The sequence below is a fragment of the Candidatus Pelagibacter sp. genome, assembly GCF_052049995.1.
Lineage (GTDB): Bacteria > Pseudomonadota > Alphaproteobacteria > Pelagibacterales > Pelagibacteraceae > Pelagibacter.
This window is the reverse complement of sequence record NZ_JBNGYX010000001.1, coordinates 166,545-182,238: the sequence shown is the minus strand read 5'-3', so window position 1 is coordinate 182,238 and position 15,694 is coordinate 166,545. Positions and strand designations below refer to the sequence as shown.

The window sequence follows — 15,694 nt, the reverse complement described above, 5'->3', positions numbered from 1 at the left end:
AAAAATATTATCTCAAAATTCATAAAATGTATATTTAGCTAAAATTTCTTCACCAGGTTCAATGTCTTTTAATGATACTAAGTAAAAATACTTTAGTTTATTATTATTTTTATCTTCCAAAGATTCTTTAATTTTCATTTCAATATTCTGACCAAAATAATATTTTGGAAGTGTGTCTGATGATATTTTAGTTACATTTGGATTTTTTGAATGATTATAGAAACCACCGAGAGGAGTTCTTATATACATGTCTTGAAAATCATCATGTTTTACATGAGTTATACCTATAAAAGTATTTTTTTGAATTTTGGTTTTAGAAAATAAGCCCAAACCATCAATTTTAGAATCTTTTATCGTAAGACTTTTTGGTAATGGTCTATACATTTTTCGTAACCCTATACAAACCTAACCAAGCATTTACATCTTTACTAGCAATATAGTCTGATTTAAAAAACTCTAGTTCTTTCCATTTATTGTTTTCGTTTAAACTTATTATTTTTTTATCAAACCCATATTCTTCATGAATACCCTCATTAATAGTAAAACAAATTAACCCACCTGATTTTGTAATTCTAACAAACTCATCTAATGCATTTGGTTTTACATGACCAAATGTAAATGTTCCTACACACATAACAGCATCATATGAATTGTCTTTTGTATCAATTGTTTTATTAAGATCAACTTTTGTTAATTTTTGATAGAGATTATTTGGAACAGAATCTAATAAAGTTTGTGATAAGTCTGCTCCATGAAAATTTTTAAAACCATATTTATTTAGCTCTATACCTACTAAACCTGTGCCACATCCAGCATCAAATATTAAAATGTCTTTATTCTTCTCATGTTTATTTAAAATTTCTGAGGTTTCTTTAGGGCCTGTATAGTTCCAATCAACCATGTCTTTATTGTATTTATCTTTATTTCCCCACTCGTCATAATATTTCATAACCTCATCGGTGGTTTTAAGTTTATAAATTGGAATTTTGTTTCCTACATCTTTCTGCGACATTTATTTATTTCTTAAATTAATTGAAATTAAACAGATTATTTCAAACATAATTGAGGATGCAACCAAAGCAGTAATTTGATTTGGACTATCTTTTGTTGGCATCAAGCAGGCAACATCTCCTCCAATTATATTTTTTCCTTTTAAAGACTGAATAAGTTTTCTTACTTCGTCCATATTAAATCCTTTGTAAGCAGGTTCGATGTTAGCTACTCCTGGTGCAACAGTTGGATCTAAACAGTCTAAATCAAAAGTAATATAAATAGGATTATCCCCTAATCTATCTAAAATCATTTGAGCACATTTTTTTTGACCTAGTTCTCTGTACTCATCCATAGTAATTACTTGGTATCCAATATCGTAACTTGCTTGTAACCAATCTAATGTTCTAGGATTTCCTCTTATTCCTATTTGTGTACTTGTATGAGGATCTACATTTCCCTGCCTTACTAAATAAGAGGCCCAATGCGCAGCAGATTTTTTTGCACCTAAAAAATGGTCTAATTTCTCAAAACAGTCTGTATGCGCATCAAAATGAACAAGAGTAATTTTTTTTCCCTTAGTTAATTTTGAATTTTTTTTAGCCAGACTTTGAACGATACCTCCTGTAATTGAATGATCACCTCCAATTGATACAACTGGTTTTTCAGCTTGCTCAATATGATCATAAAAAGTTGATATTCTCTCAATACATTTTTCATTATCATTCGCTTCTGGAAAGGGAACATCACCTAAATCATGTATTTTATTTTCTGTCCAAGGATCAATTTTGTAATCAAAATGAGAACGTCTCAGCATCGCAGAAATATTCCTTACTGCTCTAGGACCTAAATGCTGGTCCCTTTCAGTGGTTCCATTTCCTGTGCTGTGTGGAACACCAACTAATGCAATATCACAATTTTTTGGATTTGGATCATTTTTACATCTAAACAAAGTTGGTATACCCCACCAATAAAGTGTTTCCATCATTATTTTATCTTCATCTGAAATCATTTAGCTTCTCATTTTTTGACCACTTGGATCGTAAAGTGGTTCTTTGATAATTGAACAATTAAATAAATCTCCATTTATCTCTACTTGAATTTTATTTTCAGATTTAATTTTTTTTTGATCAACAAAAGTAAACGCTACACTTTTGTTTACAAAATGAGCAAACCCACCTGAAGTTACATAGCCAATACTTTGATCTCCATTCATAACAGCTTCATTATTTGTTACATCAATATCATTTGTTTCAATAATTAATGGTATGAGTTTATTTGATGAATTTTTCTTCTGTGCACTTTCTTTACCAATAAACTCTTTATCCCAATTAATAAAAGTGTCTAAGCCTGTTTCTTTTGCAGTAAAATCTGGTCTATAATCTAAAGTCCAAGCTCCCCAATTTTTCTCTAATCTCATTGACATTAATGCTCTTCCACCAAATGGTTTAATATTAAATTCTTTTCCAGCTTTTATTAATTCTTCATAAAGTTTTAATTGATAGTGAGGTGCTACATAAATTTCGTATCCGAGTTCACCGGTAAATGAAATTCTATTTATTATTGCTGGAACTCCCCCAACAAACATTCTTCTAGAATCTCTAAATTTAAATTTTTCATTTGAAACATCGTCTCTTACAATTTTTTCTAAAACTTTCCTTGAATTTGGTCCTGCAATAGACAATCCATGATACTCGTCAGATTTGTTAGTGTAACTTAAATTAAATTTTCCTAAATGACTTTCAAACCAACGTCTATGCATTTCCTGAGCAGCTCCAGATCCAAATACCATGAATTCGTTCTCATCTAAACAAGCCACAGTTAGATCGCCACATAATTTTCCTCTGTACGACAACATTGGAGATAAAGATATTCTTCCTGGTTTTGGAAGTCTTCCAGCCATTATGTGATCTAAAAATTTTCTGGCATCAGGACCTTTGAACTCATGCTTTGAAAAATTTGCAACTTCGATTAAACCAACATTTTCTCTCACATTAATAACTTCTTTTGAAACATAGTCGTGTGATCTCGATCTTTTAATGGTAGGCTCTTCGTGAGCATCTTCTTTATTGTTTGCAAACCACAAAACATTTTCCAACCCAAAACTATCTCCCATAACAGCGCCTTGATTTACTAAACGATCATATAAGGCAGTAGTTTTTTGTTTTCTTCCTTTTGGTAAAGTTTCATTAGGAAAAGTCATAATAAATCTTCGCTCATAATTTTCTGAAGATTTGATTGTTCCATACTGAGGTGAAGCATAATCTCCAAAACGAGCAACATCCATAGCCCAAACATCTATTGAAGGTTCACCATCAATAATCCATTCAGCAATACATTTTCCAACACCACCACCTTGACAAAATCCAGCCATCACACCAACAGCGACCCAATAATTTTCCAATCCTGGTACTGGACCAATCAAAGGACTTCCATCTGGACCAAAAGTAAAAGGTCCATTAACAATATTTTTTATTCCTGCCCGCTCTAATGCTGGCATTCTCTCAAACCCAATTGCCAATCTATCTTCGATATTATCTAATTTTGGTTCAAGTAGTTCATGACCAAAATTCATTGGAGTTCCCTCTACTTTCCATGGAGTTGACTTTGGCTCATAAGTTCCAAGTAACATTCCTTTTCCTTCTTGTCTAAAATAAATGTTTCCTTCAAAATCCGTACCAATAGGTAATCTTTGATCACCCATAGCTTCAATTTCTGGAATTGGTTCAGTTATCAAATAATGATGCTCCATTGGTTGCACTGGAAGATTAAGTCCAGCTAGTTGACCAACTTCTCTAGCCCACAAACCACCTGCATTAATTACTATTTCTGCATTGATGTTTCCTTTGTCGGTAAAGACTTCCCAAGTTCTATCCTCTTTTTGTTTCGTGTCTTTTACGACAGTGTGAGTATAGTATTTTCCACCATGGATTTTTGCAGCTTTTGCAAAAGCGTAAGTCACTCCTGATGGATCCACTTCTCCATCAATAGGATCCCATAAAGCTAGCAAATATCTAGAGGGATCAATTAATGGATGTTTCTTTTTTACTTCCTCTAAAGAAATAAATTCTTGGTCAAGCCCCATATATCTTGCTTTTGATCTTTCTCTCTTTAAATAATCTGCCCACACCTCATTTGAAGCTAAATAAAAACCTCCACTGGGTTTAAAGCCTACAGAATGTCCTGACTCTTTTTCTATTTCTTTATATAAGCCTATTGTATAAGCCATCATCCTAGAAATATTAGGATCGGATGAAATAACGTGCACATTTCCCGCTGCGTGCCAAGACGAGCCTGAAGTAAGCTCATTTCTTTCAAGTAAGATACAATCCTTTAATCCAAATTTAGATAAATGATAAAGAATAGAACACCCTACTACACCACCTCCTATGATTACTACTTTGGCATTTTTTTCCATTAGTATTTAATTTCCTTATTTACTTTTTTTAATGACTTATCTGTTCCATGATGGAAATGTTTGCTCATGTCAGGCATGTATTTCATTGAAATTGGTTTTTTACCAATCGCTACAGACATTTCTCTTACGTGATGCGCTTCTGCTCCACAACAAATACCAATAAAATTTATTTTATTTTGAACACAGTCTTTTGCAAATTCTGCCATTTCAAATCTGTTACATAGCAAATTATCTAAAGCGACTGGAAATGCATTACCACCAGGAATACAATTGCAGCCATGATCAGTAATATTTAAGAATCCAGGCTCTTTTTCTGTTGTTCTATATGGCACTGGGAGGCCAGCAACATGACATGATACTTTTTCTCTTACTTTTTTTAATAACTTCATTGTCATCTCTGGACCACGATAACAATTTAAACCGACCACATCGGCTCCTAGATCCTCCATAATCTTACATGCATCTTCAGCACTATGTCCTTCTCTAGTTTTATCTCCTCTGGGGATTGCGAAATTGCAAACAGCAATAAGTCCAGAATCTTTAATTGCTTTTAATGCAATTTTCATTTCCTCTGTCCAGTTTATTGTTTCTGCTATTACAAAATCCACTCCTGCTTCTTTTGCCCAGCTAATTTGTTCTTCATACATTTTTTGACATTCTTTGTGGGTACTAGTATCTCCTGGATCGAAAATATTTGTATTGGCTACATCGCCACAAACCATCAGGTCTAAATCTTTAAATTCATTTGCAGCATCTTTTGCTATCTTAAGAGCATTTTTTTGAAGAGGCTCTAACATATCCTCTTTGCCTATAATTCTAAGTTTTTCTCTATGCCCATAATAAGTAAATGCTTGAACAACATCAGATCCCGCACGAATAAACTCTCTATGTAATTGCGTTACTACCTCAGGATGTTCTAATACAACTTCAGGCACGAATGGTCCTGCTGATAAATACCCTCTTCTTTCCATTGCAAAAAGATATCCCTCTGCACACATTATTGGACCTTCATTTAATCTTGAAATAAGATCTTTTTTCATAATTTATCCTTTCATTTCATTATATTGTTTGCAACCCATTTGTGGAAATGATGGGTAGGATTATCCATCGCAGGTGAAAAATTTCCCCCATTATAAGATGGTGATTTTCTACCATCCTGCATTCCCTCAATTATATTTAAATCTTCACTTTGAACTCCTTTCCAAAGTTCAAAGTTTTGTTTTCTAAGTGTTTTAAATTTTTTCGAATTTGCTGCTTCATTACCAACATAAAAAATTTCCATATGTTCTTTTGTATATTCATTATTTACCGGTTCTAACCAGTAAGCATAAAAGTGGTCTTTATGTATCCCAAGCATAACATTTGGGAAAAGAGCAACGTATTCAGCAATATGCTCTTGATCTTTAGGCCAGTTTGGAAATGTTGGAAATTTTAAGTTACTTTTAAACCTTGGATTATAAACCATAGTGCCTTGCCCAGCAAAACGATTAGGCAATCCTTGAATATGATAATGATCATCAATTTTTGAGTAAGAGTTTAATCCAGGATGAACCCAGGGTAGATGATAACTTTCACAATAATTTTCTATTGCAAATTTCCAATTGCATTTAGCATTTAAATTAAAATAACCATAATCTTTTGAATAAACAATTAAAGTTCTATCTTTAATTGGCCAGAATTTTTTCCATCTATCACTTAAAGGTTTAATATATTTTTCAAAATCAATCTCATTATTTTTCAGATTTATAAATATTAAATCTAACCAAGTATGAGATCTAACTTCTTTAAGTCCACTCTCTGATTTACTAAATTTACTACAATTATGCTTGTTCATTCCACCAATGTGAGGAGTCGCAACTAATTTACCATTAAAATCGTACGACCAAGAATGATAAGGGCATCTAATTACATTTTTGATTTTGCATTTTTCTTGAAGTATTTTGTAGCCCCTATGACTACAAACATTATGGTATACTCTTATTTTTTTATTTTTATCTCTTAAAATAATTAAAGGAATACCTAAAAGATCAAAAGGTTTTGCGTCTCCAATATTTGGAATAGAGCTTCCAACACCAATCACGATCCATTTATTTTCAAATATTTTTTTTCTTTCAATATTTAAATAATCATCATTAGTATAACACTCATTAGGTAGCCCATGAGCTTTATGAATATCTTTATTGACTACTTTTAATTTATTTAAATTGAGTATCTGTGATAACTTTTTCATTTCAACTTTTATTATACCTCCTTGTTAAAGTTGGAATTAATTAAAGCTAAATTTTTTCGACTCTCTTATAATGATTTGTTGAAATACAGTTTTGCAATTTAAAATATAAACAAACTCTTTAAAAAAAAAATTTGCAGAAAATTTCATAAAAAAAACTTTATAACTTAATAAATCGCAATTAAAGACAATTTAACTTCAACTAACAGTTGAAAGATATTTGCAATATTTTCTTCGATATGTTGTAGTGTTAATCTAAATTTAACTAACGGAGATATAATGAAAAAATTAAAAACAATTCTATTTTCCACACTTTTAGCATTTGGTATGACTTCTTTTGCAAATGCATGTGGAAAATTAGTGATTGCCGAACAGAACTGGGCATCTGCTGAATTGATGGCAAACGTTGATAAAATCATACTAGAAGAGGGATACGGATGTGACGTAGAATTAGTACCTGGTGCTACTATGCCAACATTTACATCTATGAATGATAAAGGAACACCTGACATGAACCCTGAGCAATGGGCGAATGCTGTTTACACTCCTTTAAAAAAAGCAGTAAGTGAAAAAAGATTAATTATTGCTAATAAAGCGCCAATTACTGGTCTTGGAGAAGGTTGGTGGTTAAACCCAGCAGCTTTAAAAAAACATCCAGAACTTAAAGGTATGACTGCTGTTCAAATTTTAGAACGACCAGACTTATTTCCTGATAAAGAGGATCCATCTAAAGGTGCTTTCATGGGATGTCCAGCAGGTTGGGGATGTCAATTAGCAAATGCAAATTTATACAGAGCATTTGAGATGGAGAAAAAAGGTTGGAAACTAATTGATCCAGGTTCTGCTGCAGGTTTAGATGGTTCTATTGCTAAAGCATCAGATTCAGGTGAACCATGGTTTGGATATTATTGGAATCCTACTTCAATGGTTGGGAAGTATAATTTACAACCAGTTGATTTTGGTGTTCCTTTTGCAGGAAGAGATAATTGGGATAATTGCATAACTCTTGCTGAGCAAGATTGCGCAAGTCCAAAACCAACTGCATGGACAAAATCTGAAGTGAACTCAATTGTGAGTGCTAACTTTGCTAAAACTGGGGGAAAAGATGTTCTTAGTTATGTTGAAAAAAGAACGTATCCAGGTACAGTTATGAATGGAATGTTGGTCTACATGGCTGACAACCAAGCAAAAGGATCAGATGCTGCAGTTGAGTTTTTAATTAAGCACGAAGATATTTGGACAAAATGGGTGTCTTCTGATGCAGCAAAAAAAATCAAAAAAAGTTTATAATTAAACTTAAAATTACGAGCCTATATAATGTAGGCTCGTAACAAATTTTTTATTTATGGAATTTTTTACTGAATTTCCAGAGCTTGGAAGAAGATCGCAAATGGAGCTAAGAAAAGGTATCGACTTAGCTTTTAGAAATTTTTCGAGAGAATATGGAGACAGTATAGAGGCATTTTTTGATCCATTATTATTTTTTTTAGTATCATTAGAAAAATTATTATTGTCTACACCATGGATAATAGTCATTGGTATAATTTGTGGGTTAGCATGGTTGGGTTCAAGAAGTTGGAAATTAGTTGTAGGAAGTGGAATTGCTTTCTTATTAATTGGTTATTTTGGAATGTGGGAAGATTGCATGGCAACAGTTGCAATTATTACCGTTTGTACAATCATTTGTATTGTTGTTGGAATCCCAATAGGAATTGTAATGGCTAGATCTTCTAGAGCAGAAAAAGCAATACTTCCTGTATTGGATATGATGCAAACAATTCCTAGTTTTGTTTATTTGATACCTATATTAATGTTGTTAGGAATTGGTAAAGTACCAGGATTAATTGCTGTTTGTGTCTATGCAGTTCCTCCAATTATTAGATTAACTAATCTTGGAATTAGAGAGGTAGATAAAGAAACTTTAGAGGCTAGCGAAGCTTTTGGAGCAACCACAGCGCAAAAATTAAAATCTGTTCAAATTCCACTAGCTTTACCAACTGTTTTTGCTGGAGTAAACCAAACCATAATGATGGCTCTAGCTATGGTAGTTATTGCTTCTATGATAGGTGTAAAAGGTCTTGGAGTACCAATATTAAGAGCTGTTTCTAACCAATATTTGGCTCTTGGTATGATGAATGGGCTAGCAATAGTAGCTCTCGCAATTGTCTTTGATAGGGTCACCCAAGAATACGGAAGAAGGATCCAAAAGCATAGAGGCCAAATAAAACACTAGATACTTTGTTGCATCGAATTATCTAGACACATATATCAAAATAAATAAATATTCAGATAATGAATTTTTCATTGGAAATAGGTCCTAAAACAGAGATTGATACTGTTCCAGCATTGTCAGATATATATATTACAATGCTACCTGGAGGCGATTACAGAGAGACTGCTGATAAAGCAGTAGAGCTTGTAAAAAAAGGATTTAATCCTGTTCCTCATTTTCCTGCTAGATCAATGCATGATGAAAAAGAACTTAAAGATTATGTATCTAGATGCAAAGATGGAGGAGTAAAGCAAGCCTTGATTATTGGTGGTGGAAGAGAGCCAACTGGTAAATTTGATAGTTCATTTCAACTTTTAGAGACAGGTTATTTTGAAAAAATGAAAATAGGAATTGCTGGACATCCCGAGGGGAGTCCTGATATATCCGACTCAGATTTAGAAAAAGCTATGATAGATAAAAAGCCTTACGCTGATTACATTGTAACACAATGGTTGCTTGATCCTCAGCCTATTATAGATTTTATTTCTAAACAAAGCGTACCAGTGCATGTGGGAATTACTGGGCCACTAAAAATATCTAGCTTAATTAAATTTGCTAATATTGTAGGTGCAAAAAATTCCATTAACTTTCTTAAATCTAATTTTACTAAGGCATTAGATTTATTGAAACCTAAAGACCCTAATGATTTAATTGGGAAAGTAAAATCGCATACTGATAACTTCCACATTTATACATTCGGCGGCTTGAAGGAAACTAACAAGTGGTTGAAGGAGAATAGTTATGTCTAAGGAATTTGACTATACTAAAGTACAACATGTTACTTCTGTTGATCAGTCTGATAGAGAGGTACCATACAATTTAAGACAAAGTGGTCCAACTAAAGTTGAATTATTAATTTCAACAAGGGTAAGAAAGTCACCTTATTGGCATTTATCAATGCAGGCAGGTTGTTGGAGAGCAACTGTATACAACAGAATTTATCATCCTAGAGGATATGTAAAACCTGAAGATGGTGGAGCAATGGTTGAGTACGATGCAATCGTAAACCATGTTACAATGTGGAATGTAGCTGTTGAAAGACAAATAAGGGTTAAAGGTCCAGATGCAGAAAAATTTACTGACTACGTTATAACTAGAGATGCAACAAAAATTTCTCCTATGAGAGCAAGATATGTAATATTATGTAATGCTTACGGAGGAGTTTTAAACGATCCAATTCTTTTAAGAATTTCAAAAGATGAATTTTGGTTTTCGTTATCAGATTCTGATATTGGAATGTATTTACAAGGTGTAAATGCAGATGGAAAATTTAATTGTACAATTGAGGAAATAGATGCATGTCCAGTACAAATTCAAGGTCCTAAATCAAAAGCTTTAATGCAAGACCTTTGCGGTGACCAAGTTGATTTTGATAATATGCCTTTCTATGGATTAGCAGAAGCAACAGTTGGTGGAAGAAGTTGTGTAATTTCTCAATCTGGTTTTTCAGGAGAAGCTGGTTACGAGATATATTTAAGAAATGCAACTTTATATGCTGAAGATATGTGGAACGCAGTGTTAGATGCTGGAAAAAAACATAAATTGATGGTGATTGCACCAGCACACCATAGAAGAATACAAGCAGGTATTCTTTCCTGGGGGCAAGACATGGATCAACAACATAATCCATTTCAATGTAATTTAGGTTATCAAGTTTCATTATCTGGTAAAGGTGAATGGAATAAAAAAGCTGATTATGTTGGTAAAGCTGCTTTAGAGAAAATGGGAGCAGATATTAAAGCTGGAAAAAGACCATATAAACTTCAATTAGTTGGAATGGAGTTGGGCGGTAAACCAATTGATGATTATGCGCCAGACTTTTGGCTTGTATCACCAGAAAGTGGTGGGGATCCAGTTGGATTTCTTACTTCACCATGGTGGCATCCTGAGAAGAAAACCAATATTGCTATGGGATACGTTCCGTTTGATGGAACTTTAAACCTTAATGGATTTCCAAAAAATAAAATTGGAACTAAGTTTAAAGTTCATCTTCCAGAAAAATACTCAGATACTCCAGGAACACCTGTAGATGCTGTAGTTGTGGATATTCCATTCAAAGAGTCTTTCAACGCAAATACAAGAGAAGTTGTAAAAGGCTAAAATTTACTAAGGGGGAGCTAATTTCAGCTCCCCTTTTCAATTCTAATGACCAAAAGTTTTCTAATAGCAGTTTGCATTATCATTGCTATTGCTTTAATAATATTTCCATTAATTGTATCTTATAAGGCTCAAAAAAATAAAAATAAAAAAAATTAATGTTTGCTGAATTTTTAAATATAATTTTTAAGTCAATCAAATTAGATAAAACCCTTTATTCAGATAATAAAAATTTTGGAGAAGCATCAATATATTTTGCTGGGATTATAATGATCCTAGATGGTATAGCTGGCGCAGTAGCAGCGAATACAATTATTAAAACAGCTATCGCAATGTCTGGTCTAACTGCAATAGTTACTTGGCTAATATGGGCGATTTTTATTTTTGTAATTGGAGTGAAATTATTTCCTGATAAACAAACCAAAGTTTCATTCAAAAAAGTTTTAACAGCTGTTGGATTTGCACATGCCCCTGGTTTATTAAGATTTTTTGCAGTAACGCCAGATTTAATGATACCAATAATTTTTCTTACCCAATTTTGGATTTTTGCAGGTTTAATAATTTCAACTAAACAAATATTGAGTTTAAAATCTAATTTTAAATCTTTTGGGATTGTGCTTTTATCTTTTTTAATTATTGCATTTTTATCTATCTCATTTGTCATGAGTAGGATGAATATGCTTCCAGTTAGTCAAATCAGTTAAAGTGGAAAAATAGTCTTAGATACTCTACAAGATTTACATAATTTAAACCCTGTAAGAATTAAATTTTGAGTGACACTTTCGTCTTCCTCTTTGCATTCATCGCAAATATTATTTAATTCTTCAGTATCTGTATTAATATATTTTTCATCAATTTTATCAGTCATTATCTGTCAAACCAGCACCTGCCGCACCCTCTTTTAAACTGTCACTCTCTTCAACAAAAGTTTCTTCGGATAATTTGTATAAATTATTCCATTCATCGTCTGTAAAGTTATCTTCATTTTCAAGTAGATTGACCTCAATTTTATTCGCTATCTTTGGAAATTCTTGATCAATAAAATTTGAAATAATATTTACATTTAAATTCAGTAACATTTTTTTTTCATCTATTTTTACATTAATCTTTTTTCCAATAATTTCTGATGAACGACTTATGAAGGAAATAAAAATTATTGGATAAGCAACATTTTTGAATTCAATTTTTTTTAAATTTTCTAAAACATTTATTTGATCTAAAAAACTAACACCTAAAGTAATTGGACAGTAAGGATTTTTTGATGATAAGTTATTTTCACTAATTAAATTTAAATTTTCAAATTTACATTTATTTTTTTCATTAAAATATTCATTAAGGTACTTAATACCCGGTAAACTAAATAACTCTAACAACCTTATACTTTTTCCTGTTTCCTCAGAAACTCCCCAAGAATATCCTGCTGCCTTTGAAGCTCTTTTAACAGTAGTTTCAATTTCACTCAGTGATTTCATTATTAAATATTAGTTTTATATACCCAGTGCTCGTCATAATTTTTTAACTCATTTGGAAGTGGAGCACCTTGGAACATACAAATTCTTAACCATTTGTCAGATCGTGGATCAAATTTTAAGGCCCCAAAAAAAGATAATTTTAGTCTTAGCATATCAATTGGCATTAAATCTTTACCAATTGTATTATCTTGTATTTCTGAATAAGGAAATTTTTCTACAATGAACGCCCTTCTTACAACATGTCTTAAATCAGAATTTGATGTTAAAAACTCAGCAATAGTTAAACTATTTTTTGAGACTAATAATTTGTCATAAAGTTTTTTTATATCTCTTGCTATTGCTAAAGGTTGTTCTAATTCTGATCCATGTTCTTCAAAACGATCCGCCAATCTAGGTTCTTCTTTATTTTTTGAAATAAACCAAAAGTTTTTATTATTTTCTTTTTCTTCAAAATTAATATCTAGAATATTAGGATACTTTGCTTCAATGATATTACGCAATTCTTCAACTTTTCTATGAGTTGGAATATTAAAATATTTTTCTTCGTCTGAACTCATTTCTTTTACCAAAGGATTAATAATATTGTTATAAGGTTCCATCATTATTGACACTATGTATTCAATACATTCCTCGCAAGTATTATCCTCTAACCATTGATAGATTTTGTTAAAAGGATATTCGCTCTTAAAATTAAAATCTTTGTCAATAAAATTTAAGAATTTTTCAACATCCTTTAATAATGAAGAAATTTTTTTTTGCTGATATTCGCTATCAGTATTCCAGCTTGTAATGTTTTTTAACGATTTTTTTACACAATCTATAAACAAATGGCTATCTTGACTTTCTACATCTTTGATTTCTCTAATTTTCTTAAGTGCTTTTTCTCTACTTAAAATCCAATTATTTAATAGAGTCGGGTGATTGACTATAAATGGAGCCATACCCAAGCCTGTGGAATTGCCTATTCCCAAGTTTTTACAAATATTATCATCAAGCTTAACAGCTGTTTTTGGATTTTTATGATAAGCGACATGATTAACTTGATCAAAAGTAAATTGTCTTACCAAATAAACCAACATCATTTCTAATCTGAATGGACCATTAATTTCTTTACGATTTTTAATTCTGAATCGATCTGCAAGACCAAATTTGCCTGAGCCATATACTGCTGTAGTCCTATATAAATAGCCTACTTTTGATAATAAGTTTAAATCTGGCTGCTTACCTTTGCTCAAACTTTCAACTACATGATTATAAATTCTTACTGATTTGTTTGCTCTCGATAAAGTTAATTCTTTATAAGAAAGTCTGCCAACTTCTTGTTTTGGAACTTCATTTTTTAATCTTTCAATGTCTTTTTTTGTAGGAACTCCATCATGTAATGTAAAAGCTGCATCCCATTTTGTTGCAATAACTCTGTCTGATCTTTCTTCATCTTTGATTTCATTTGCAAAACAAATTAAAGAATAAACTCTTTTATTTTTTTTAAATGAATAAACAGCTTCTCCAAAACCATTTTCATTTAAATTAAATAAATCTCTTTTATATTCCCACTCTTTAAATTCATTAAGAAAACTTCTTAAAAAAGATAATTTTGATTGATGAAAAGATCCTAGCCTTGATAATTTCATTATCTTATTCGGGTCTCTTAATTCAACTTTCATAATTAAATAGTTTTATAAAAATTGTACCAGTTATTTCCAAGTATTCCATGTGTCTCGGTATCTGAAAAACCTACTTTTTTTAGACCTTTTTCAATATTTGAGAACCCTCTTGCATCAAGAAACCAGTCAGGTTGTTTAGGAAAACCTGGTTTATTTTTCGAACCTTCACCATAATTTTTACTTTTAGACCAAGAACCATTTCTCATCCATTCAACAACAGTATCTGGATGGTCCAAACAAAGATCTGATCCTATTCCTATTTTTTTTACATCCATTATTTCAGCTGTTTTTGCCACCATTTCACAAAAACTATCTAGAGTACAATTTGTGTTATCTTTTAGGTGATGAGGGTATAATGATAAACCCAACATACCACCACTATCACTCAAAATTTTTAATAAATCTAAGGATTTATTTCTTTTAGCTGGATGCCAAAAAGAAGGATTGGCATGAGTAATTGCTATTGGTTTTTCACTGAATTCGATTGCATCTAGAGTACTTTTTTCTGCAGAATGTGACATGTCTACCACGAGGCCAACTCTATTCATTTCTCTTATAACCTCACGTCCAAAATTTGTAACTCCGCTATCTACTTTTTCATAACAACCTGTTGCTAGCAAAGACTGATTATTATAAGTAAGTTGCATAAATCTACATCCTAATTGATGAACCTTTTCAACAAGATTTATGTCATCTTCAATTGGTGAACAGTTTTGAAAACCAAAAAATATTGCAGTTTTGTTTTCTTTATTAGCTTTATCAATATCTTGGAAATTTTTACCAAGAAAAATTAAATCAGAATTTTCTTGAAATAATTTTTCCCATTTTTTAATTTCAAGTTGTAATTCATCAAAATCTTCATGGTAGACAATGGTAACATGTACAGCATCTAATCCAGCAGATCTATTGATCTCAAAGATTTTCCTAGACCAATTACAATATTGAAGATTATCGATTTTATAATTCATAGTATGCTTAACTCTAATCAATATGTATTTTAAATACTATTAATTTTATTGAAATTTTAAGTTAATTTTGAAATAAACATATTGATCAATTTTCATGAAAAAAAATAGTAAATTAAAAGTTTCAATCATAATGGGAAGTCAATCTGACCATAAAGTAATGAAACTAGCTGAAAAAACCTTAAAAAAAATTGGAGTTTCATTTGAAACAAAAATTATATCTGCTCACAGAACACCACAAAGAATGTATGAATATGCTGCAAAAGTTGAACAAAATAATATAGGAGTAATTATTGCAGGTGCTGGGGGATCTGCTCATCTTCCAGGTATGGTGTCAGCACTTACACATGTACCGGTACTTGGTGTTCCTGTTGAAAGTAAAAAACTTAAAGGTTTAGATAGTTTGTTATCAATTGCACAGATGCCTAAAGGAATTCCTGTAGGAACGCTTGCTATAGGAGAGGACGGAGCTATTAATGCTGCTTTATTAGCAGCAGCAATAATTGCTAATAATAATTTAAATGTTCGAAATAAACTCAAAAATTTTAGAACATCACAAACTAAATCTGTAAAGAAATCTCCAAAATAA

General features: G+C 31.6%; 16 protein-coding genes. 5 read left to right on the top strand and 11 right to left on the bottom strand.

Features of this window, described 5'->3' with window-relative positions; genetic code table 11:
* Nucleotides 1–12: 12 nt before the first annotated feature.
* From ACTT9Y_RS00945 to ACTT9Y_RS00920, 6 genes are read right to left on the bottom strand one after another with little or no spacing between them, the layout of a single operon-like run.
* A complete protein-coding gene (locus ACTT9Y_RS00945) occupies nucleotides 13–384 on the bottom strand; it encodes an SET domain-containing protein-lysine N-methyltransferase (RefSeq protein WP_440932612.1) in 372 nt (123 codons plus the stop codon).
* Nucleotides 377–1,012, bottom strand: a complete 636-nt coding sequence (locus ACTT9Y_RS00940; protein ID WP_440932611.1) for a class I SAM-dependent DNA methyltransferase — start codon at nucleotides 1,010–1,012, stop codon at nucleotides 377–379. The genes ACTT9Y_RS00945 and ACTT9Y_RS00940 overlap by 8 nt, the downstream gene beginning before the upstream one ends.
* Nucleotides 1,013–2,002 (bottom strand): arginase family protein, encoded by a 990-nt coding sequence (locus ACTT9Y_RS00935; protein ID WP_440932610.1) that lies wholly within the window; start codon nucleotides 2,000–2,002, stop codon nucleotides 1,013–1,015. It abuts the gene before it with no gap.
* Nucleotides 2,003–4,408: a GcvT family protein gene (locus ACTT9Y_RS00930; RefSeq protein ID WP_440932609.1), complete on the bottom strand. Its 2,406-nt coding sequence runs from the start codon at nucleotides 4,406–4,408 to the stop codon at nucleotides 2,003–2,005.
* On the bottom strand, nucleotides 4,408–5,448 hold the full coding sequence (locus ACTT9Y_RS00925) for a homocysteine S-methyltransferase family protein (RefSeq protein ID WP_440932608.1): 1,041 nt from the start codon (nucleotides 5,446–5,448) through the stop codon (nucleotides 4,408–4,410). Before ACTT9Y_RS00925 ends, ACTT9Y_RS00930 begins: the two co-directional genes overlap by 1 nt.
* 11 nt (nucleotides 5,449–5,459) lie before the next feature.
* On the bottom strand, nucleotides 5,460–6,638 hold the full coding sequence (locus ACTT9Y_RS00920; protein ID WP_440932607.1) for an aromatic ring-hydroxylating oxygenase subunit alpha: 1,179 nt from the start codon (nucleotides 6,636–6,638) through the stop codon (nucleotides 5,460–5,462).
* 276 nt (nucleotides 6,639–6,914) lie between these two features.
* Here ACTT9Y_RS00920 and ACTT9Y_RS00915 point away from each other — a divergent pair, with 276 nt between their 5' ends.
* From ACTT9Y_RS00915 to ACTT9Y_RS00900, 4 genes are read left to right on the top strand one after another with little or no spacing between them, the layout of a single operon-like run.
* Nucleotides 6,915–7,925 carry a glycine betaine ABC transporter substrate-binding protein gene (locus ACTT9Y_RS00915; RefSeq protein ID WP_440932606.1) on the top strand — a complete coding sequence of 337 codons (1,011 nt, stop codon included), beginning with the start codon at nucleotides 6,915–6,917 and terminating at the stop codon, nucleotides 7,923–7,925.
* Between the two features lie 55 nt (nucleotides 7,926–7,980).
* Nucleotides 7,981–8,868: an ABC transporter permease gene (locus ACTT9Y_RS00910; protein WP_440932605.1), complete on the top strand. Its 888-nt coding sequence runs from the start codon at nucleotides 7,981–7,983 to the stop codon at nucleotides 8,866–8,868.
* A 59-nt stretch (nucleotides 8,869–8,927) separates the two neighbouring features.
* Nucleotides 8,928–9,656: a methylenetetrahydrofolate reductase gene (locus ACTT9Y_RS00905; protein WP_440932604.1), complete on the top strand. Its 729-nt coding sequence runs from the start codon at nucleotides 8,928–8,930 to the stop codon at nucleotides 9,654–9,656.
* Nucleotides 9,649–11,007, top strand: coding sequence for an aminomethyl transferase family protein (locus ACTT9Y_RS00900; protein WP_440932603.1), 1,359 nt, complete (start codon nucleotides 9,649–9,651; stop codon nucleotides 11,005–11,007). The genes ACTT9Y_RS00905 and ACTT9Y_RS00900 overlap by 8 nt, the downstream gene beginning before the upstream one ends.
* A gap of 211 nt (nucleotides 11,008–11,218) precedes the next feature.
* On the opposite strand, the gene ACTT9Y_RS00895 is transcribed toward ACTT9Y_RS00900, so the two are convergent.
* Genes ACTT9Y_RS00895 through ACTT9Y_RS00875 form a run of 5 tightly spaced genes read right to left on the bottom strand, consistent with a single transcriptional unit; the run spans nucleotide 11,219 to nucleotide 15,108 of the window.
* Nucleotides 11,219–11,668 (bottom strand): hypothetical protein, encoded by a 450-nt coding sequence (locus ACTT9Y_RS00895; protein ID WP_440932602.1) that lies wholly within the window; start codon nucleotides 11,666–11,668, stop codon nucleotides 11,219–11,221.
* 36 nt (nucleotides 11,669–11,704) lie between these two features.
* Nucleotides 11,705–11,872 carry a hypothetical protein gene (locus ACTT9Y_RS00890; protein WP_440907641.1) on the bottom strand — a complete coding sequence of 56 codons (168 nt, stop codon included), beginning with the start codon at nucleotides 11,870–11,872 and terminating at the stop codon, nucleotides 11,705–11,707.
* Nucleotides 11,865–12,476: a DUF3726 domain-containing protein gene (locus ACTT9Y_RS00885; protein ID WP_440932601.1), complete on the bottom strand. Its 612-nt coding sequence runs from the start codon at nucleotides 12,474–12,476 to the stop codon at nucleotides 11,865–11,867. Before ACTT9Y_RS00885 ends, ACTT9Y_RS00890 begins: the two co-directional genes overlap by 8 nt.
* Nucleotides 12,477–12,478: 2 nt before the next feature.
* The gene (locus ACTT9Y_RS00880) at nucleotides 12,479–14,140 is read right to left on the bottom strand and encodes a hypothetical protein (RefSeq protein WP_440932600.1); all 1,662 of its coding nucleotides are present in this window, start codon (nucleotides 14,138–14,140) and stop codon (nucleotides 12,479–12,481) included.
* Between the two features lie 2 nt (nucleotides 14,141–14,142).
* Nucleotides 14,143–15,108 (bottom strand): membrane dipeptidase, encoded by a 966-nt coding sequence (locus ACTT9Y_RS00875; protein ID WP_440932599.1) that lies wholly within the window; start codon nucleotides 15,106–15,108, stop codon nucleotides 14,143–14,145.
* A gap of 94 nt (nucleotides 15,109–15,202) precedes the next feature.
* Here ACTT9Y_RS00875 and purE point away from each other — a divergent pair, with 94 nt between their 5' ends.
* Complete coding sequence (gene purE, locus ACTT9Y_RS00870) at nucleotides 15,203–15,694, top strand: 5-(carboxyamino)imidazole ribonucleotide mutase (RefSeq protein ID WP_440932598.1); 492 nt, start codon at nucleotides 15,203–15,205, stop codon at nucleotides 15,692–15,694.